Below are 15018 nucleotides of genomic sequence, written 5' to 3'. Positions count from 1 at the left end.
GTGGCAGCCGCCCGCTCCCACCGTTGCTTATCGCCACAGCCCTCATGCAATCCACTTACGCTCGCCGGTAAAGCTGATGGTCAACCAGCGCGCCGCATCCGGTTTGCCCAGGGCTGTGGATATCTCTTCGCGCAAGGCATCGAGGGTGGCGACGGCGGCGATCGGGTAGTTGGCCGGCAGCACCACATGAATCTCGATAAACCGCGCCCGCCCGTGCTTTTGCACGTAAGACACATAGTCGTCGAAGCCATGGGCAGCCTTGGCCTGGTCCATCACCTGGCGCACCTGGCTGTCGAGTTGGTCGGGGACGATCCCCAACACGTCGCGCATGGCCGGTTTGAGGATCTTCCAGGCCGGCGCCAGCATGCTCAGGGCCAGCAGGATCAGGATCGCCGGGTCAACGTACAACGCCCATTGGCCATAGCCCTGGCTCTTGAGCAGCAGTGCGGCGAGAAAGCTCACCAGCAAGCCCACCGAGAGCATGGCGTCCACCAGCCAACTGATGTTGTCGAACTGGATCAGCGACGACTTGAGCCGGCGGTTGCGGTAGCGCACGTAGAAGAAGTAGGCGAACTCGACCAGGCTAAACACCGCCGCGTAGACGATCACCAGCCCCAGCTCGATGTCGCGCCCGCCATTGATAATGCCGAACACCCCGTTGAGAAAGGCGTAGATGGCGATCAGCAGCAGGAAGCTACCCTCGATCAGCAGCACCATGGGCTCCAGGTGCCAGTAGCCGAACTGGAACCGCGCGTTGCTTTGCTTGGCGATCAGGCGCGCGGTAATCAGCATCAGGACTTTGATGAAGGTGGCGATCAGGGAGAAAAACCCATCGAAGAGGATGGATTGGGAGCCAGAAATAAAACCCGTGGCGATCCCGGCGATCGCCACGGCAAACATCAGTACGGTGGATTGTTTGAGCAGGGCCTGCTCACCTCGGTTACTCACATAGCCTCCTGTTGGAACCTTGAAACCGCAGGGCGCGGCGGGGTTCAGAGGCGCGAGTGTACCTTATGCCATGTTTTGGCCGATTTGCCGCCTCAGGCCTTGGCGCTACGGTCGATGGCAAAACCGCTCCAGCTCTGGCTCACCGGCATCAGTTCCAGGCTGTTGATGTTGATGTGAGCCGGGGTGTTGAGCACCCAGAAAATCGTCTCGGCGATGTCCTGCGGCTGGATCGGCTCGGCGCCCGCGTAGGTGGCGTCGTAGCGCGCCTGGTCGCCGGCAAAGCGCACCAGGGAGAACTCGCTCTCGCACAGGCCCGGCTCAATGTTGGTGACCCGCACGCCCGTGCCTTGCAGGTCGCAGCGCAGGTTGAGGGAGAACTGTTTGACGAACGCCTTGCTGGCGCCATAGACGTGGCTGCCGGGGTACGGGTAATTGCCGGCCACCGAGCCCAGGTTGATGATCCCGGCGCCACGGCCGTGGGCGATGAGGTTGGGCAGCAGCAAACGGGTGGCGTACATCAGGCCTTTGATGTTGGTGTCGACCATGGTGTCCCAGTCGTCCAGGTCGCACGTGGGTGCCGGGTCCACGCCCAGGGCCAGGCCGGCGTTGTTGATAAGTGCGCGCAGCTTGGCGAAGGCCGGCGGCAGGCTGGCGATGGCCACCTCCATGGCTTTACGGTCACGCACATCGAGCACCAGGCCATGCACCTGGGTGTGCGCCGACAACTCGGCGCACAGGGCATTGAGGCGCTCTTCGCGGCGCCCGGTGAGCACCAGCGACCAACCGGCCTCGGCAAAACGACGGGCGCAGGCTTCACCGAAACCGGACGTGGCGCCGGTAATAAACAGGGTGTTGGTCATTGTGTGTTCCTCGCGGGCCTGTCAGGCGTGTATGAATAAAAAGTCGCCCCGCAGCATGCCCGCCGAGGCCTTTGGCGGCAACCCGGCACGCGCGAACTGTACAAATAACGATCAATCGTTCGTAAGCCTGTAACGGCGGGGCCTGTAGCCAGGTACGCGCATGTTATCCACAGGCCGGTCCACAGTCTTTGGGGGCAAGTGCACAACCAGCAAAGCCGCTGTGTACAAGGCTTTGCGTCGAAAAATAGAGTTTTTTTACTTGACCTGGGAAACCTCACCTGCCGCCACCCCTGACGTGCGGCCGCCAAGCAGCCCACCACGTCATTGCGCCAGGCCAGCATTTACGCCGCTTGGCGAGGTCTTTCCAGAGTTTAACCACAGACTTATCCACAGGCTTGCCCAGCCCCGCAGAGCGCCTTGGCCGCGACAATAAAACGGTTGACAACTCGCCCACACGGCCGAGCAAAAACCGCTGCGCAAAAAACAACCAACCGCCTGAAAGCCACGCAGAACGTGGCCTGCAGCCAGCTACTCCCACGTTACCCACAGCCCGCTCCACAGCAAACGGGGACAAGTCAAAACTGTGACAAAACAACTGATTACGGCGGCTTTATGCCGCGCTTTGGCAGGTGGTGGAATTTGTTTTCCACAATTTCGGGGGGAGGGCTTTGAGGGGGGTTGTAGGGGCTTGGCTTACCCGCGATGGCGGTCTTGAAATCGCTATCGCTGGCAAGCCAGGCTCCTACAGGGCGATGGCGGTTTTTAGATCGCCATCGCGAGCAGGCTCGCGCCCACGGGTTGTGCGGCGGGTGTATCAGTGGCCGCCCAGGTAGGCGTTGCGCACTTCTTCGTTGACCAGCAGTTCCTGGCCCGTGCCGGTCAGGCGGATTTCACCGTTGACCATCACATAGGCCCGGTCCGAGAGCTTGAGGGCGTGGTTGGCGTTTTGCTCGACGAGGAAGATCGTCATGCCGGTGGCCGCCAGTTCCCGCAGGGTGGCGAAGATCTGTTTGACCACAATGGGCGCCAGCCCCAGGCTCGGTTCGTCCAGCAGCAACAGCTTGGGCCGACTCATCAACGCCCGGGCAATGGCGAGCATTTGCTGCTCCCCGCCGGACATGGTCATGGCGCGCTGGGTGCGGCGCTCCTTGAGCCTGGGGAACAGCTCGAACATGCGCTGCATGTCTTCGCTGGCGTGCTTGTCGCCGATGGGGATGGTGCCCATCAGCAGGTTCTCTTCCACGGTCATGTCGGGGAACACCCGCCGCCCTTCCGGCGATTGGGCGATGCCGTGGGAGGCGATGTAGTGGGAAGACTTGTGGGTAATGTCCACGCCGCCATAGATGATCTGCCCGCTCGCCGCGCGCGGCTGGCCGAAGATCGACATCAGCAGCGTGGATTTGCCCGCGCCGTTGGAGCCGATCAGGCTCACGGTTTCCCCTTCGTTGATGTGCATCGAGACTTTCTTCAAGGCCTGGATCGGCCCGTAGAACACGTCCAGGTCCTTGAGTTCGAGGATCGGTTGGCTCATACCAGTTCCTCTTCATCCGCGCCCAGGTAGGCGGCGATCACTTTCGGGTCGTTGCGGATAGCGTCAGGGCCGCCCTCGGCGATGACGTTGCCGTGGTCCAGCACCACGATGTGGTCGCTGATGCTCATCACCATGCCCATGTCGTGTTCGATCAGCACCACGGTCAGATCATGCTCGTCGCGCAGCAGCCGGATCATCGCGCTCAGTGCTTCGGTTTCCTGGGGGTTGAGGCCAGCGGCCGGTTCGTCGAGGCAGATGATCTGCGGGCGCGTGCACATGGCCCGGGCGATCTCCAAACGCCGCTGCTGGCCGTAGGACAGCTCGCCGGCCAAGCGGTTGGCGCAGTCCACCAGGTCCACCACTTCCAGCCAGTAGAACGCGCAATCCAGCGCATCGCTCTCAGCCTTGCGGTAGCCCTTGGTGTTGAGGATGCCCGCCAGCAGGCTGCGGTTGACCCACATGTGCTGGGCCACCAGGAGGTTTTCCAGCACCGACATTTCCTTGAACAAGCGAATGTTCTGGAAAGTACGGGCCAGGCCGGCGCGGTTCACCAGGTGGGTGCCGCCGAACATTTTGTAGTAGAGACGGCTGGCGAAGGACGCGGGCGAAATGAAATCCCGCGCCTTGAACGATTCGCCCAGCAACTGGATGACGTTGGTGCGCTGGCCGCGCACGTTGAGTTCGATCTTGCCGCCCGAGGCCTTGTAGAACCCGGTGAGGCAGTTGAACACCGTGGTCTTGCCCGCGCCGTTGGGGCCGATCAGGGCGAAGATCGAGTTGCGTTTGACTTGCAGGCTGACGTCGCTCAGCGCCTTGATGCCGCCGAAATGCATCATCAGTTTTTCCACACAAAGGACGACTTCACTCATGGCGCAGCCCTCTCATAGTGAATGGCACCCTTGCGCGGCTTGACCCCGGTGCGGCTGATGCGGATCAGGCCCCTGGGGCGCCAGATCATCATCAACACCATCAGCACGCCGAACAGCAGCACCCGGTATTCGGAGAAGCTGCGCAACAGCTCCGGTGCCACGGTGAGGACGAACGCGGCGATCACCACGCCCACCGTCGAGCCCATGCCGCCCAGCACCACGATGGCGAGGATCAGCGCCGACTCGAAGAAGGTGAACGAGGACGGGTTGACGAAGCCCTGGTAGCTGGCAAAGAACACCCCGGCCAGGCCCGCCGTGGATGCGCCGATGGTGAAGGCCGAGAGCTTGACCAGCACGTGGTTCAGGCCCATGGAGCGGCAGGCGATTTCATCTTCGCGCAGGGCTTCCCAGGCGCGGCCCACCGGCATGCGGGTCAGCCGATGCTTGATGTAGAGCACCAGCAGCACGGTGATGAACAGCACGATGTAGATGAACAGGAACTTCAGGTTGGGGTTGTAGGCCGTGCCGAAAAACTCATGGAACGGCACCCCGCCGTCCTTGGCCCGGCGCCCGAACTCCAGGCCGAAGAAGGTCGGCGAAGGCACCGGCATGCCATTGGGCCCGCCGGTGAACGACAGCCAGTTGTTGAGCACCAGGCGAATGATTTCGCCAAAACCCAGGGTCACGATGGCCAGGTAGTCGCCGTGCATGCGCAACACCGGGAACCCGAGGATGCACCCGGCCATCGCCGCGGCGATGGCCGCCAGCGGCAGCACCGTCCAGAAGCCCAGGCCCAAGTATTGATAGCCCAACGCCAGGCCATAGGCACCGATGGCGTAGAAGGCCACGTAACCCAGGTCCAGCAGCCCAGCCAGGCCCACCACTATGTTCAAGCCCAGGCCCAGCAGCACGTAGATCAGGCCGAGGATGACCACGGTGAGCACGTATTTGTTGGCGAAAAAGGGGAACACGATGGCGATCACGATCAGCGCCGGGATGATCCAGCGCAGGCGTGACTTGTAGTCCGGCGCCAGCACGTGCACCCCGGAGCCGGTGCTTTCAAAGCCGTCGAGCACCTTCAGGCCACGCGGGGTCTGGAGGAACAGGCTCAGGGCGAAACGCCCTACCATCACGATTGCCACCAACCAGCCGACGCGGGCCGGTTGCAGGTTGAAGGTGTAGCCGTCGAGTACCACCCCGACTATCGGCCCGAATACGATCAGCGAGATCAGTCCCGCGAGCACAGCGTCGATGACGCTCTTTTTCACATCCATTGGTTTATTGGCAGCAGACATACTTACACCTTCGCCACGAGTGGGCGACCCAGCAGGCCTTGGGGACGGAAGATCAGGATCAGCACCAGCAGCGAGAAGCTGAACACGTCTTTGTAGTCGGAGTTGATGAGCCCGGAGAACAGCGACTCAGAGATGCCAAGGATGATGCCGCCCAGCATCGCCCCCGGCAGCGAGCCGATGCCGCCGAGCACTGCGGCGGTGAACGCCTTGATGCCGATGATGAACCCGGCATAGAAGTCGAACGTGCCGTAGTTCATGGTAATCAGCACCCCGGCCAGCGCGGCCATGGCGGCGCCGATGACGAACACGTAGGAAATCACCCGGTCGGTGTTGATGCCCAGGATCGAGGCCATCTTGCGGTCTTGCTGGGTGGCCCGGCACATACGGCCCAGGCGCGTGTACTTGATGATGTAGGTCAGCAGCGCCATGCCGGCGAAAGCCGCCACGAGGATGAAGATCTTGGTATAGGTCAGTTGCACAAAACCGGTGCCGATATCGACGCGCATGGCGCCTTCGAGCAGTGTCGGCACGCCCTGTTGGCGGGCGCCCTGGCTGATTTGCGCATAGTTTTGCAGGATCAGCGAAATGCCGATGGCGCTGATGAGCGGCGCCAGGCGAGTGGAGTTGCGCAGGGGTTTGTAGGCGACGCGTTCGATGACCCAGCCGTATACACCGGTGACCACGACCGTGAACACCAGGGTGCCGAGAATCATCAGCGGGAAGGATTCGATACCGAAATAAGCCAGCAGAGCCAGACTGATCGCCGCGAGGTACGCGGAGATCATATAAACCTCGCCGTGGGCGAAGTTAATCATGCCAATGATGCCGTAGACCATTGTGTAGCCGATGGCGATCAGACCATAGACGGACCCGAGGGTCAGACCATTAATCAGTTGCTGCAGGAAAATACCATCCATAACGCAATCTCACGCAGTGAGAACCTGCACACCGATGGGTGTGCGGTTCTTCTTAAGGAAAATACAGGTACACAGCCCCGTGGGAGCGAGCCCTGCTCGCGATGGCGGCGCAACAGCCAACAGACCCGCTGAAGGTTGATCTGTCATCGCGAGCAGGCTCGCTCCCACAGGTTCAGGTTCCAGCCTTACGGCCGGTAGGCCCTTACTTCTGTTTTTCCAACTGGTGGTATTTGCCGTCCTTGTCCCACTGGTAGACCACATAGTCGGAGACTTTCAGGTCGCCCTTGGCGTCCCAGGTCTTCTCGCCCATGACGGTCTTGACCGGGTTGGCCTTGAGCCATTTGGCGGCGTCTTCGCCTTTGTTCGACTTGGCGCCGTTGAAGCCGGCGGCCAGGGCCTGGATCGAGGCGTAGGCGTACAGGGTGTAGCCCTCAGGCTCGGTGCCGCCCTTGCGGAAAGCCTCTACCACGGCCTTGCTGTCGGGCAGCATGCGTGGGTCGGCGCCAAAGGTCATGTACACGCCATCGACGTACTGCGGGCCGCCGGCGGTGGTGACCAACTCGTCGGTGACGATGCCGTCATCGGACATGAACTTGACGTCCTTGAGGCCCTGCTCGCGCATCTGCCGTACCAGCGGGCCGGCCTCGGGGTGCAGGCCGCCGAAGTAGACGATATCGGCACCGGCGGCGCGGATCTTGGTGACCACGGCGCTGAAGTCTTTCTCGCCACGGGTCAGGCCTTCGTACAGCACGGGCTCGACGCCGCGTTTCATCAACTGGGCCTTGGTGGCGTCGGCCAGGCCTTGGCCGTAGGTGTCCTTGTCGTGCAGTACCACAACTTTCTTGCCCTTGAGCACGTCGACGATGTAGTCGCCAGCCACGATGCCCTGCTGGTCGTCGCGCCCGCACATGCGGAACATTGCACCCAGGCCGCGCTCGGTAACCTGCGGGTTGGTGGAGCCGGGGGTGATGGCGATGATGCCCGCCTCGTCGTACACCTCAGAGGCCGGGATGGTGGAAGAAGAGCAGAAGTGCCCGACCACGCCCGCGACCTTGTCCTGGTCGGCCAAGCGGTTGGCCACGGCCACGGCCTGCTTGGGTTCGCACGCGTCATCGCCCTTGACCAGGACGATCTTCTCGCCGTTGACGCCGCCCGCCGCGTTGATGGCATCGGCCGCCGCTTGGGCGCCTTTCATGTATTGCTCGCCAAAGGCCGCGTTGGCGCCGGTCATGGGTCCCGCTACACCGATCTTGAGGTCGGCCTGAGCAAACGCAGAAACGCCCAACGCAGCAGCGACTGCGAGGGCCAAAAAGCCTTTCTTGTAAAACGTCTGGGACATGAGGTGGTGCTCCATGGTTTTAAGTTGGCACTGCGACTTTACTTCTTCACTCATTGCGCAGAGCAAGCGCCGTGCCATCGGTTTTTTATTCTTGGAAAAGTCGCTGCACCGTTGTTTTATCGACGGATTCGGGCCCAATTTCATTGGACGTGCAACCGTCTGGAACGCGGAAGGTAAAACCATTTTTTTCAGAAGGCGCAACCGCAACGCGCCATCATTGCAACCGCGACGTTAAACAACGTGCAACCCGCCTGTAACAGCCTGCGTCACCGAAGTGCACACTGCTGGTGCAGTAGTGCTACAACGCGCACCACTACAGGCTAGTCGCTGCGCTGAAAAGCGCCGCACTTACGGGTTAATCGCCTCTTTTTACTGTAGGAAACGAGGCCTATCCCGCTCGGCAGTGAAGCCGTCGCAAGCGGGCGAGCCCGCTTGCTAGCGCCACAGCGGGGTCAGATCACCACCCGCAGGCACTGCCCGGCGTGGTACAGCGAGAACCCGGCCTCGTACAGGCAACTGCGCAAGCCCGGGCCCACCAGGGGTTTCATCGGCACGAAGGGAATGGGCAGGGCCTTGGCATCGCCGTGGCACAGGTAGTCGGCAAAGGCCTTGCCGACCACAGTGCCGGTGGTCACGCCGCGGCCGTTGTAGCCGGTGACGGCCACCAGGCCCGGCGCGGGCTCGAACAGGCGCATGAGGTGGTCGGGGGTGAACGAGATGCAGCCCGTCCAGGTGCATTCCCACTCAACTTTTTTCAGGTAGGGGAAGTAGTGCTGCTGCACCCGGTCGGCCCAGGCCTTGAGGAACCACGCCGGTTTCTGGTTGCCGTTGCCCAGGCTGCCGAGCAACAACCGCCCGTCGCGGTCGCGGCGGATGCTGCTGAGCACTTGGCGGGTGTCCCAGGAGCCCTGCCCGCCCGGCAGGATCCGCTGGGCGGCGGCTTCGGTCAGGGGCTTGGAAGCGACCTGGTAGTAGTAACCGGGGAAGAAATTGCGCCGCAGTTCGGTCCAGTCGCCCTCGGTGTAGGCGTTGGACGCGATCACCACCTGCTCGGCCAGCACCGCACCGTGGGCGGTCTGCACCGCCCAGCGCTGGCCCTGGCGCTCCAGGCCGATGACCGGCGAATGGTCGAACAACTGGCCGCCCAGGTCGGTCGCGGCCTGGGCCAAACCACTGGTGTAGGCCATGGGGTTGAGGGTGCCGGCGCGGCGGTCGAGCAGCGCGGCGGCGATGCGCTCGGTGCCGGTGGCCTCGGCGCACGCGGCGCCGGTGAGCAACTCCACCGGGGCGCCGCGGCGTTGCCACTGGGCTTGGCGGCTGCGCAGGTCGGCTTCGCCCCGGGCGTTGTGGGCCATGTGCAGGGTGCCTTCGCGGCGCAACTGGCAGTCGATGGCGTACTTGTCGATCAGGCTGAACACCAGCGCCGGCGCAGCGCCGAGCATGCGGTTGAGTTGGCTGCCCACCGCCTCGCCAAACCCGGCCTCGATTTCGTCCGGGGCAATCCACATGCCGGCGTTAACCAGCCCCACATTGCGCCCCGAGCCACCATGCCCGGCGCGATGGGCCTCCAGCACGCAGACGCGCTTGCCCTGCTCCAGCAAGTGCACCGCCGCCGACAACCCGGTAAAGCCTGCGCCGATCACGCAGACATCCACCGTCACTTCACCTGCCAGCGCCGCCCGGTCGGGGCGTTGCGGGGTCAGGGTTTCCCACAGGCATTCTTCGCGTAAAGGCATTGCCGGACTCCGAAAATGAAACCCAACCCGCACACCCTTTCACTGTGGGAGCGAGCCTGCTCGCGATAGCTGCCTGCCCGTTGACGGATTGGGCGACTCAATCACCGCAATCGCGAGCAGGCTCGCTCCCACAGGGGAAAAGGTGCCGACCCAACTCAATCGAAGGTAATCCCCTGCGCCAGCGGCAGTTCCAGGGAGTAGTTCACCGTGTTGGTCTGGCGGCGCATGTAGCCGCGCCAGGCGTCGGAGCCCGATTCGCGGCCGCCGCCGGTTTCCTTCTCGCCGCCAAAGGCGCCGCCGATTTCCGCGCCGCTGGGGCCGATGTTGACGTTGGCGATGCCGCAGTCGCTGCCCACCGCCGACATGAACTGCTCGGCCTCGCGCACATCGGTGGTGAAAATGCACGACGACAGGCCCTGGGGCACGGCGTTGTTCAGGCGCAGCGCCTCGGCAAACTCGCTGTAGCCGACCACATAGAGGATCGGCGCGAAGGTCTCGTTGCACACCACGTCGCTTTGCTCGGGCATCTCGACGATGGCCGGCGACACGTAATAGGCATCGGGGAACTGCGCCTGCAACTGGCGCTCGCCGCCGGTCACCCGGCCGCCTTCGCTCAAGGCCTGTTCGAGGGCGTCCTGCATGGTGTCGAAACTGTGCTTGTCGATCAGCGGCCCCACCAGGTTGCCCTCCAGCGGGTGGCCGATGCGCACCTTGGCGTAGGCGGCCTTGAGGCGGCTGACGATCTCGGCCTTCACCGACTCGTGGGCGATCAAGCGGCGCAATGTGGTACAGCGCTGCCCGGCGGTGCCCACGGCGCTGAACAAGATGGCGCGCACGGCCATGTCGAGGTCGGCGCTGGGGGCCAGGATCATGGCGTTGTTGCCGCCCAGTTCAAGGATGCTGCGGGCAAAACGCGCGGCGACTTTCGGCGCCACTTCGCGGCCCATGCGGGTGCTGCCGGTGGCGCTAATCAGGGCCACGCGCGGGTCGTCCACCAGGGCTTGGCCGGCATCGCGGCTACCGATAATCACTTGGCTCAGGTACGGCGGCGCATCGCTGAAGTTCTTCAACACCCGCTCGAACAACGCCTGGCAGGCCAGGGCGGTAAGCGGGGTTTTTTCCGAGGGTTTCCAGATCACCGGGTTGCCGCACACCAGCGCCAGCGTGGCGTTCCAGGCCCAGACCGCGACCGGGAAGTTAAAGGCGCTGATAACCCCGATCACCCCCAGCGGGTGCCAGGTTTCACGCATGTGGTGGCCGGGGCGTTCGGAGGCGATGGTCAAACCGTACAACTGGCGCGACAGGCCCACGGCGAAGTCGCAGATGTCGATCATTTCCTGCACTTCCCCCAGGCCTTCCTGGGTGATCTTGCCCGCCTCCCACGACACCAACTCGCCGAGGTCGGCCTTGTACTCACGCAGGATGTCGCCCAGTTGGCGCACCAATTCGCCGCGCCGGGGCGCCGGCACGTTGCGCCACAACTCGAAAGCATGCTCGGCGCGACTGACCTGCTGCTCGACCTGCGCGGCGCCCTGCCAGTCCACGGCACCGATGGCGCTGCCGTCGATGGGCGAATGCACCACCTGTTTGCCGTGCCGGTACAGGGCCGGGTCCACACCTAGACGATCAAGCAATGCGGCAACCATGGGGTATTCCTCGAGCAAAAAGACAATGGGTTCGCGCCCTTACGCAACGGCGCCTCAGGCCTGTAGTTGTAGCTGGCCCGAGAGTTGCCAACAAACGACCTTTAGGCGAGATATCATTCCGTTTATTCATGCTGCGGTTGGCTCGCGGCAGATAACAAGAACAAGGACCCGGCCATGCTCAACAAACGCTACCTGCCCTCGATCACCGCGTTGCAGTGCTTCGAGGCCGTGACCCGCCACCTGAGCTTCACCCGCGCTGCCGAAGAGCTGAACCTGACCCAGAGCGCCGTCAGCAAACAGGTGGCGCAACTCGAAGAGCTGTTGCAGCACCTGCTGTTTCTGCGGGTGCGGCGGCGCCTGCAAATGACCCCGGCAGGCGACCTGTACCTGGTGGAAGTGCGCAAGATCCTCGCCCAGGTCGAGATGTCGACCCATTACCTGCGCTCCTACGGCGGCGAAACCGAGGTGCTGCGGGTGTCCACACCCTCGACCTTCGGCGCCCGCTGGCTGGTGCCGCGCCTCAAGGGCTGGCGCCTGCGCCACCCGCATATCCACCTGGACCTGTGCAACGAGCAGGAGGCCGACGATCTGCTGCAAGGGCGCAGCGACCTGGCGTTCTACTTTGGCCAGGGCTCGCGGCCCGGCAGCGAATGCCTGAAGCTGTTCGGCGAAGAACTGGTGCCGGTGTGCGCCCCAGGCAGCCTGCCGGCCGTGCCCTACACCGACCCCACCCAACTGAGCGAACTGGTGCTGCTGCAAAACGCCTCGCGGCCCCAGGCCTGGCACGACTGGTTCGACAGCCAGGGCCATCACACCGAGCACAGCTACCACGGCCCGCGTTTCGAGACGTTCTATATGTGCATCCGCGCCGCCCAGGTCGGGTGCGGCGTGGCCCTGCTGCCACGGTTCCTGGTGGAAGAAGAGCTGGCCGAAGGCAAACTGGTAATCGCCTGGCCCCACGCCATGCCCAGCCGCGACGCCTACTACCTGGCCTACCCGGAACACGCCGCGCAAGTGCCCAAGGTGCGCGAGTTCGTGCAATGGATGCACGAACAACTCCCGGCGCTGCCGCTGTTGTAGCAAGCCCGCGTGCTACAACGACCAAATAACGCTGGCAAAGGCCCCTGGCTCTGTGCGCCACTAAGCGTTTTTAGCCACCGCGCTGTGTAGGGAGAACCACGTTATGGGTGAGAGTGTCTTTGCCGATCGCATCGTGCAGAACCTGCTCGACACCGACTTCTACAAACTGACCATGATGCAGGCGGTGCTGCACAACTACCCCAATGTCGAGGTGGAGTGGGAGTTCCGCTGCCGCAACAGCGAGGACCTGCGCCCGTACCTGGCCGAGATCCGCGTGCAGATCGAACGCCTGGCCGAGCTGAGCCTGAGCGCCGATCAACTGTCGTTTCTGGAGCACATCCGCTTCCTCAAGCCGGATTTCCTGCGCTTTCTGGGCCTGTTCCGCTTCAACCTGCGCTACGTGCACACCGGCATCGAGAACGGCGAGTTGTTCATCCGCCTGCGCGGCCCGTGGCTGCATGTGATTCTGTTCGAGGTGCCGTTGCTGGCGATGGTCAGCGAGGTGCGCAACCGCCATCGCTACCCCGGCATCGAGCTGGAGCAGGTGCGCGAGCAGCTCTACCGCAAGTTCGACTGGCTCACCGCCAACGCCTCCAGCGAAGAGCTGGCGCAATTGCAGGTGGCGGATTTCGGCACGCGCCGGCGCTTTTCGTACCGTGTGCAAGAGGAAGTGGTGAACGTGCTCAAGCACGACTTCCCTGGGCGTTTTGTCGGCACCAGCAACGTGCACCTGTCCCGCGAACTGGACATGAAGCCCTTGGGTACCATGGCCCACGAATGGATCATGGCCCACCAGCAACTGGGCCCACGGCTGATCGACAGCCAGATCGCCGCCCTCGATTGTTGGGTGCGCGAGTACCGCGGCCTGCTGGGTATCGCCCTGACCGACTGCATCACCACCGATGCCTTCCTGGGGGATTTCGACCTGTTCTTCGCCAAGCTCTTCGACGGTTTGCGCCACGACTCCGGCGACCCGGTGCGCTGGGGCGAAAAGGCCATCGCCCACTACCACACGCTGGGCATCGACCCACTGAGCAAAACCCTGGTGTTCTCCGACAGCCTGACGCTGCCCAAGGCCCTGGAGATTTTTCGCGCGTTGCACGGGCGGATCAACGTCAGCTTCGGCATCGGCACCCACCTGACCTGTGACATCCCGGGTGTCGAACCGATGAGCATCGTGCTTAAAATGACCGCCTGTAATGGCCAGCCCGTCGCCAAGATCTCCGATGAAGCGGGCAAGACCCATTGCACCGACCCCAACTTCGTCGCTTACTTGCGCCACGTGTTCAAAGTACCTGCCCAATAAGCACCCCTTCGCAAGGAGTCCATCATGCAAGCCGTACAGCGCGACATTGCTGAACAGCTCAACGTCCAGCCGCCGTTTGCCGACCACGCCGCCCTGGAGGCGGAGATCGCGCGGCGCATCGCCTTTATCCAGAGCTGCCTGACCAATGCCGGGCTCAAGACCCTGGTGCTGGGCATCAGCGGCGGTGTCGATTCGCTGACCGCCGGCCTGCTGGCCCAGCGCGCAGTCGAGCAACTGCGCGAGCAGACGGGCGACCTGAACTACCGCTTCATCGCGGTGCGCCTGCCCTACGAAACCCAGTTCGACGAACACGACGCCCAGGCTGCGGTGGACTTCATCGCCCCCGACGAGCGCCACACCGTCAACATCGGCCCGGCGGTCAAGGCCCTGGCCAAAGAAGTGAGCGCCTTCGAGGGTAAGCACGCGGTGTCGGTGGACTTCGTGCTGGGCAACACCAAGGCCCGTATGCGCATGGTCGCCCAATACACCATCGCCGGCGCCGCCCAAGGCCTGGTAATCGGCACCGACCACGCGGCCGAGGCGGTGATGGGCTTCTTCACCAAGTTCGGCGACGGCGCGTGCGACCTCGCGCCCTTGAGCGGCCTGGTGAAAAACCAGGTGCGGGCCATCGCCCGGCAGTTCGGCGCGCCGGAGTCACTGGTAGAAAAAATCCCCACCGCCGACCTTGAAGACCTCTCCCCCGGCAAACCGGACGAAGCCTCCCACGGCGTGACCTACAGCGAAATCGACGCCTTCCTGCATGGCCAACCGGTGCGCGAAGAGGCGTTCAAGATCATCTGCGACACCTACCGCAAGACCCACCACAAACGCGTCATGCCGTTCGCGCCTTGAACTGAGCGGCAACCGCACCTGTGGAGTGGCAGCGAGCTTGCTCCCACTCCACAGGGCTCCATCCGCAAGAACACCGCCCACAAAAAAACGCCCCTCGGGGTAATGCCCGTCAGTTAAGCCCTCCCGCTTGACCGTTGGCCGCAAAAAATAAAAATCCGATGCCTGCACTGGCATCGGATTTTTTTTCGTCTCGCTCCGACGAAACCGTCAATCCAATGGGCTTTTAGCATTCATTCCTATGCTGATTCGCCCAAAAGCCTGCCCTTATCCGGTTTAGGCCCCACCCAACCCCACCCAAGAATCAAGAAGCAGCCGTCCTGAAAAAAGGATTTGTCCGACATCGGCTCGGGAGGCCCAGTCCTTACCCTCTGCGCTCGCGTGCGCGCCAACCCCGGCGCTGACGAGCACTGGGCCAGCACAGCGCCCAAGGAGGCCCTGTGAGCCAATGCGCCCCCTCGAAAATCTGCTCCATCTGTGACCAAAAAGGCTTGGCGCTCTTGCCGCTGCGCTACGCCGTGGCCCGTCCCGCCCAACTCAGTGCTCCGCCCTTGCAGGCGCCTTTCGGTCAGGGCCTGGAGCAGGTGCCGTTGCCCGGCGACAGCGCCCACTACACCCTGCGCCACCTACGCGGCGGTTACC

General features: G+C 63.2%; 13 protein-coding genes. 4 read left to right on the top strand and 9 right to left on the bottom strand.

Annotated elements, in window-relative coordinates; translation table 11 throughout:
* Positions 1-42: 42 nt before the first annotated feature.
* The 9 genes from AC19YT_RS07070 to amaB all read right to left on the bottom strand — a co-directional run bounded on the left by AC19YT_RS07070 (position 43) and on the right by amaB (position 11141).
* A complete protein-coding gene (locus tag AC19YT_RS07070; protein ID WP_500610006.1) occupies positions 43-948 on the bottom strand; it encodes a cation diffusion facilitator family transporter in 906 nt (301 codons plus the stop codon).
* Positions 949-1040: 92 nt separating this feature from the next.
* Entirely contained in the window at positions 1041-1808 is a 768-nt protein-coding gene (locus tag AC19YT_RS07065) for an SDR family oxidoreductase (protein ID WP_095109387.1), read from the bottom strand.
* An 814-nt stretch (positions 1809-2622) separates the two neighbouring features.
* Positions 2623-3339, bottom strand: coding sequence for an ABC transporter ATP-binding protein (locus AC19YT_RS07060; RefSeq protein WP_095109385.1), 717 nt, complete (start codon positions 3337-3339; stop codon positions 2623-2625).
* Positions 3336-4208 carry an ATP-binding cassette domain-containing protein gene (locus AC19YT_RS07055; RefSeq protein ID WP_095109384.1) on the bottom strand — a complete coding sequence of 291 codons (873 nt, stop codon included), beginning with the start codon at positions 4206-4208 and terminating at the stop codon, positions 3336-3338. The genes AC19YT_RS07060 and AC19YT_RS07055 overlap by 4 nt, the downstream gene beginning before the upstream one ends.
* On the bottom strand, positions 4205-5503 hold the full coding sequence (gene livM / locus AC19YT_RS07050) for a high-affinity branched-chain amino acid ABC transporter permease LivM (RefSeq protein ID WP_095109383.1): 1299 nt from the start codon (positions 5501-5503) through the stop codon (positions 4205-4207). Before livM ends, AC19YT_RS07055 begins: the two co-directional genes overlap by 4 nt.
* A gap of 2 nt (positions 5504-5505) precedes the next feature.
* Positions 5506-6420 (bottom strand): ABC transporter permease subunit, encoded by a 915-nt coding sequence (locus AC19YT_RS07045; RefSeq protein ID WP_095109382.1) that lies wholly within the window; start codon positions 6418-6420, stop codon positions 5506-5508.
* A gap of 202 nt (positions 6421-6622) precedes the next feature.
* Positions 6623-7759: a branched-chain amino acid ABC transporter substrate-binding protein gene (locus AC19YT_RS07040; RefSeq protein WP_500610005.1), complete on the bottom strand. Its 1137-nt coding sequence runs from the start codon at positions 7757-7759 to the stop codon at positions 6623-6625.
* Between the two features lie 452 nt (positions 7760-8211).
* Positions 8212-9495 (bottom strand): L-pipecolate oxidase, encoded by a 1284-nt coding sequence (gene amaA / locus AC19YT_RS07035; protein ID WP_095109380.1) that lies wholly within the window; start codon positions 9493-9495, stop codon positions 8212-8214.
* 155 nt (positions 9496-9650) lie between these two features.
* Positions 9651-11141 (bottom strand): L-piperidine-6-carboxylate dehydrogenase, encoded by a 1491-nt coding sequence (gene amaB, locus AC19YT_RS07030; protein ID WP_500597667.1) that lies wholly within the window; start codon positions 11139-11141, stop codon positions 9651-9653.
* Positions 11142-11315: 174 nt separating this feature from the next.
* Between amaB and AC19YT_RS07025 the strand changes: the two genes are divergently transcribed.
* The 4 genes from AC19YT_RS07025 to AC19YT_RS07010 form a co-directional block, all read left to right on the top strand.
* Complete coding sequence (locus tag AC19YT_RS07025) at positions 11316-12221, top strand: LysR family transcriptional regulator (protein WP_500597665.1); 906 nt, start codon at positions 11316-11318, stop codon at positions 12219-12221.
* A 103-nt stretch (positions 12222-12324) separates the two neighbouring features.
* On the top strand, positions 12325-13527 hold the full coding sequence (gene pncB, locus AC19YT_RS07020) for a nicotinate phosphoribosyltransferase (RefSeq protein ID WP_095109377.1): 1203 nt from the start codon (positions 12325-12327) through the stop codon (positions 13525-13527).
* A 24-nt stretch (positions 13528-13551) separates the two neighbouring features.
* On the top strand, positions 13552-14379 hold the full coding sequence (gene nadE / locus AC19YT_RS07015; RefSeq protein WP_095109376.1) for an NAD(+) synthase: 828 nt from the start codon (positions 13552-13554) through the stop codon (positions 14377-14379).
* 437 nt (positions 14380-14816) lie between these two features.
* A partial coding sequence (locus tag AC19YT_RS07010; RefSeq protein ID WP_500610004.1) for a toxin VasX occupies positions 14817-15018 on the top strand: 202 nt, incomplete at its 3' end.

Source organism: Pseudomonas sp. MF08875 (assembly GCF_059862525.1).
The sequence above is the reverse complement of the archived record's forward strand: the minus strand, read 5'-3'. Positions and strand labels throughout refer to the sequence as shown.

Coding starts and splice junctions, on each gene's coding strand:
- AC19YT_RS07065 (WP_095109387.1), bottom strand. CDS start 1,808: ATGACCAACACCCTGTTTATTACCGGCGCCACGTCCGGTTTCGGTGAA.
- AC19YT_RS07060 (WP_095109385.1), bottom strand. CDS start 3,339: ATGAGCCAACCGATCCTCGAACTCAAGGACCTGGACGTGTTCTACGGG.
- AC19YT_RS07055 (WP_095109384.1), bottom strand. CDS start 4,208: ATGAGTGAAGTCGTCCTTTGTGTGGAAAAACTGATGATGCATTTCGGC.
- livM (WP_095109383.1), bottom strand. CDS start 5,503: ATGTCTGCTGCCAATAAACCAATGGATGTGAAAAAGAGCGTCATCGAC.
- AC19YT_RS07045 (WP_095109382.1), bottom strand. CDS start 6,420: ATGGATGGTATTTTCCTGCAGCAACTGATTAATGGTCTGACCCTCGGG.
- AC19YT_RS07040 (WP_500610005.1), bottom strand. CDS start 7,759: ATGTCCCAGACGTTTTACAAGAAAGGCTTTTTGGCCCTCGCAGTCGCT.
- amaA (WP_095109380.1), bottom strand. CDS start 9,495: ATGCCTTTACGCGAAGAATGCCTGTGGGAAACCCTGACCCCGCAACGC.
- amaB (WP_500597667.1), bottom strand. CDS start 11,141: ATGGTTGCCGCATTGCTTGATCGTCTAGGTGTGGACCCGGCCCTGTAC.
- AC19YT_RS07025 (WP_500597665.1), top strand. CDS start 11,316: ATGCTCAACAAACGCTACCTGCCCTCGATCACCGCGTTGCAGTGCTTC.
- pncB (WP_095109377.1), top strand. CDS start 12,325: ATGGGTGAGAGTGTCTTTGCCGATCGCATCGTGCAGAACCTGCTCGAC.
- nadE (WP_095109376.1), top strand. CDS start 13,552: ATGCAAGCCGTACAGCGCGACATTGCTGAACAGCTCAACGTCCAGCCG.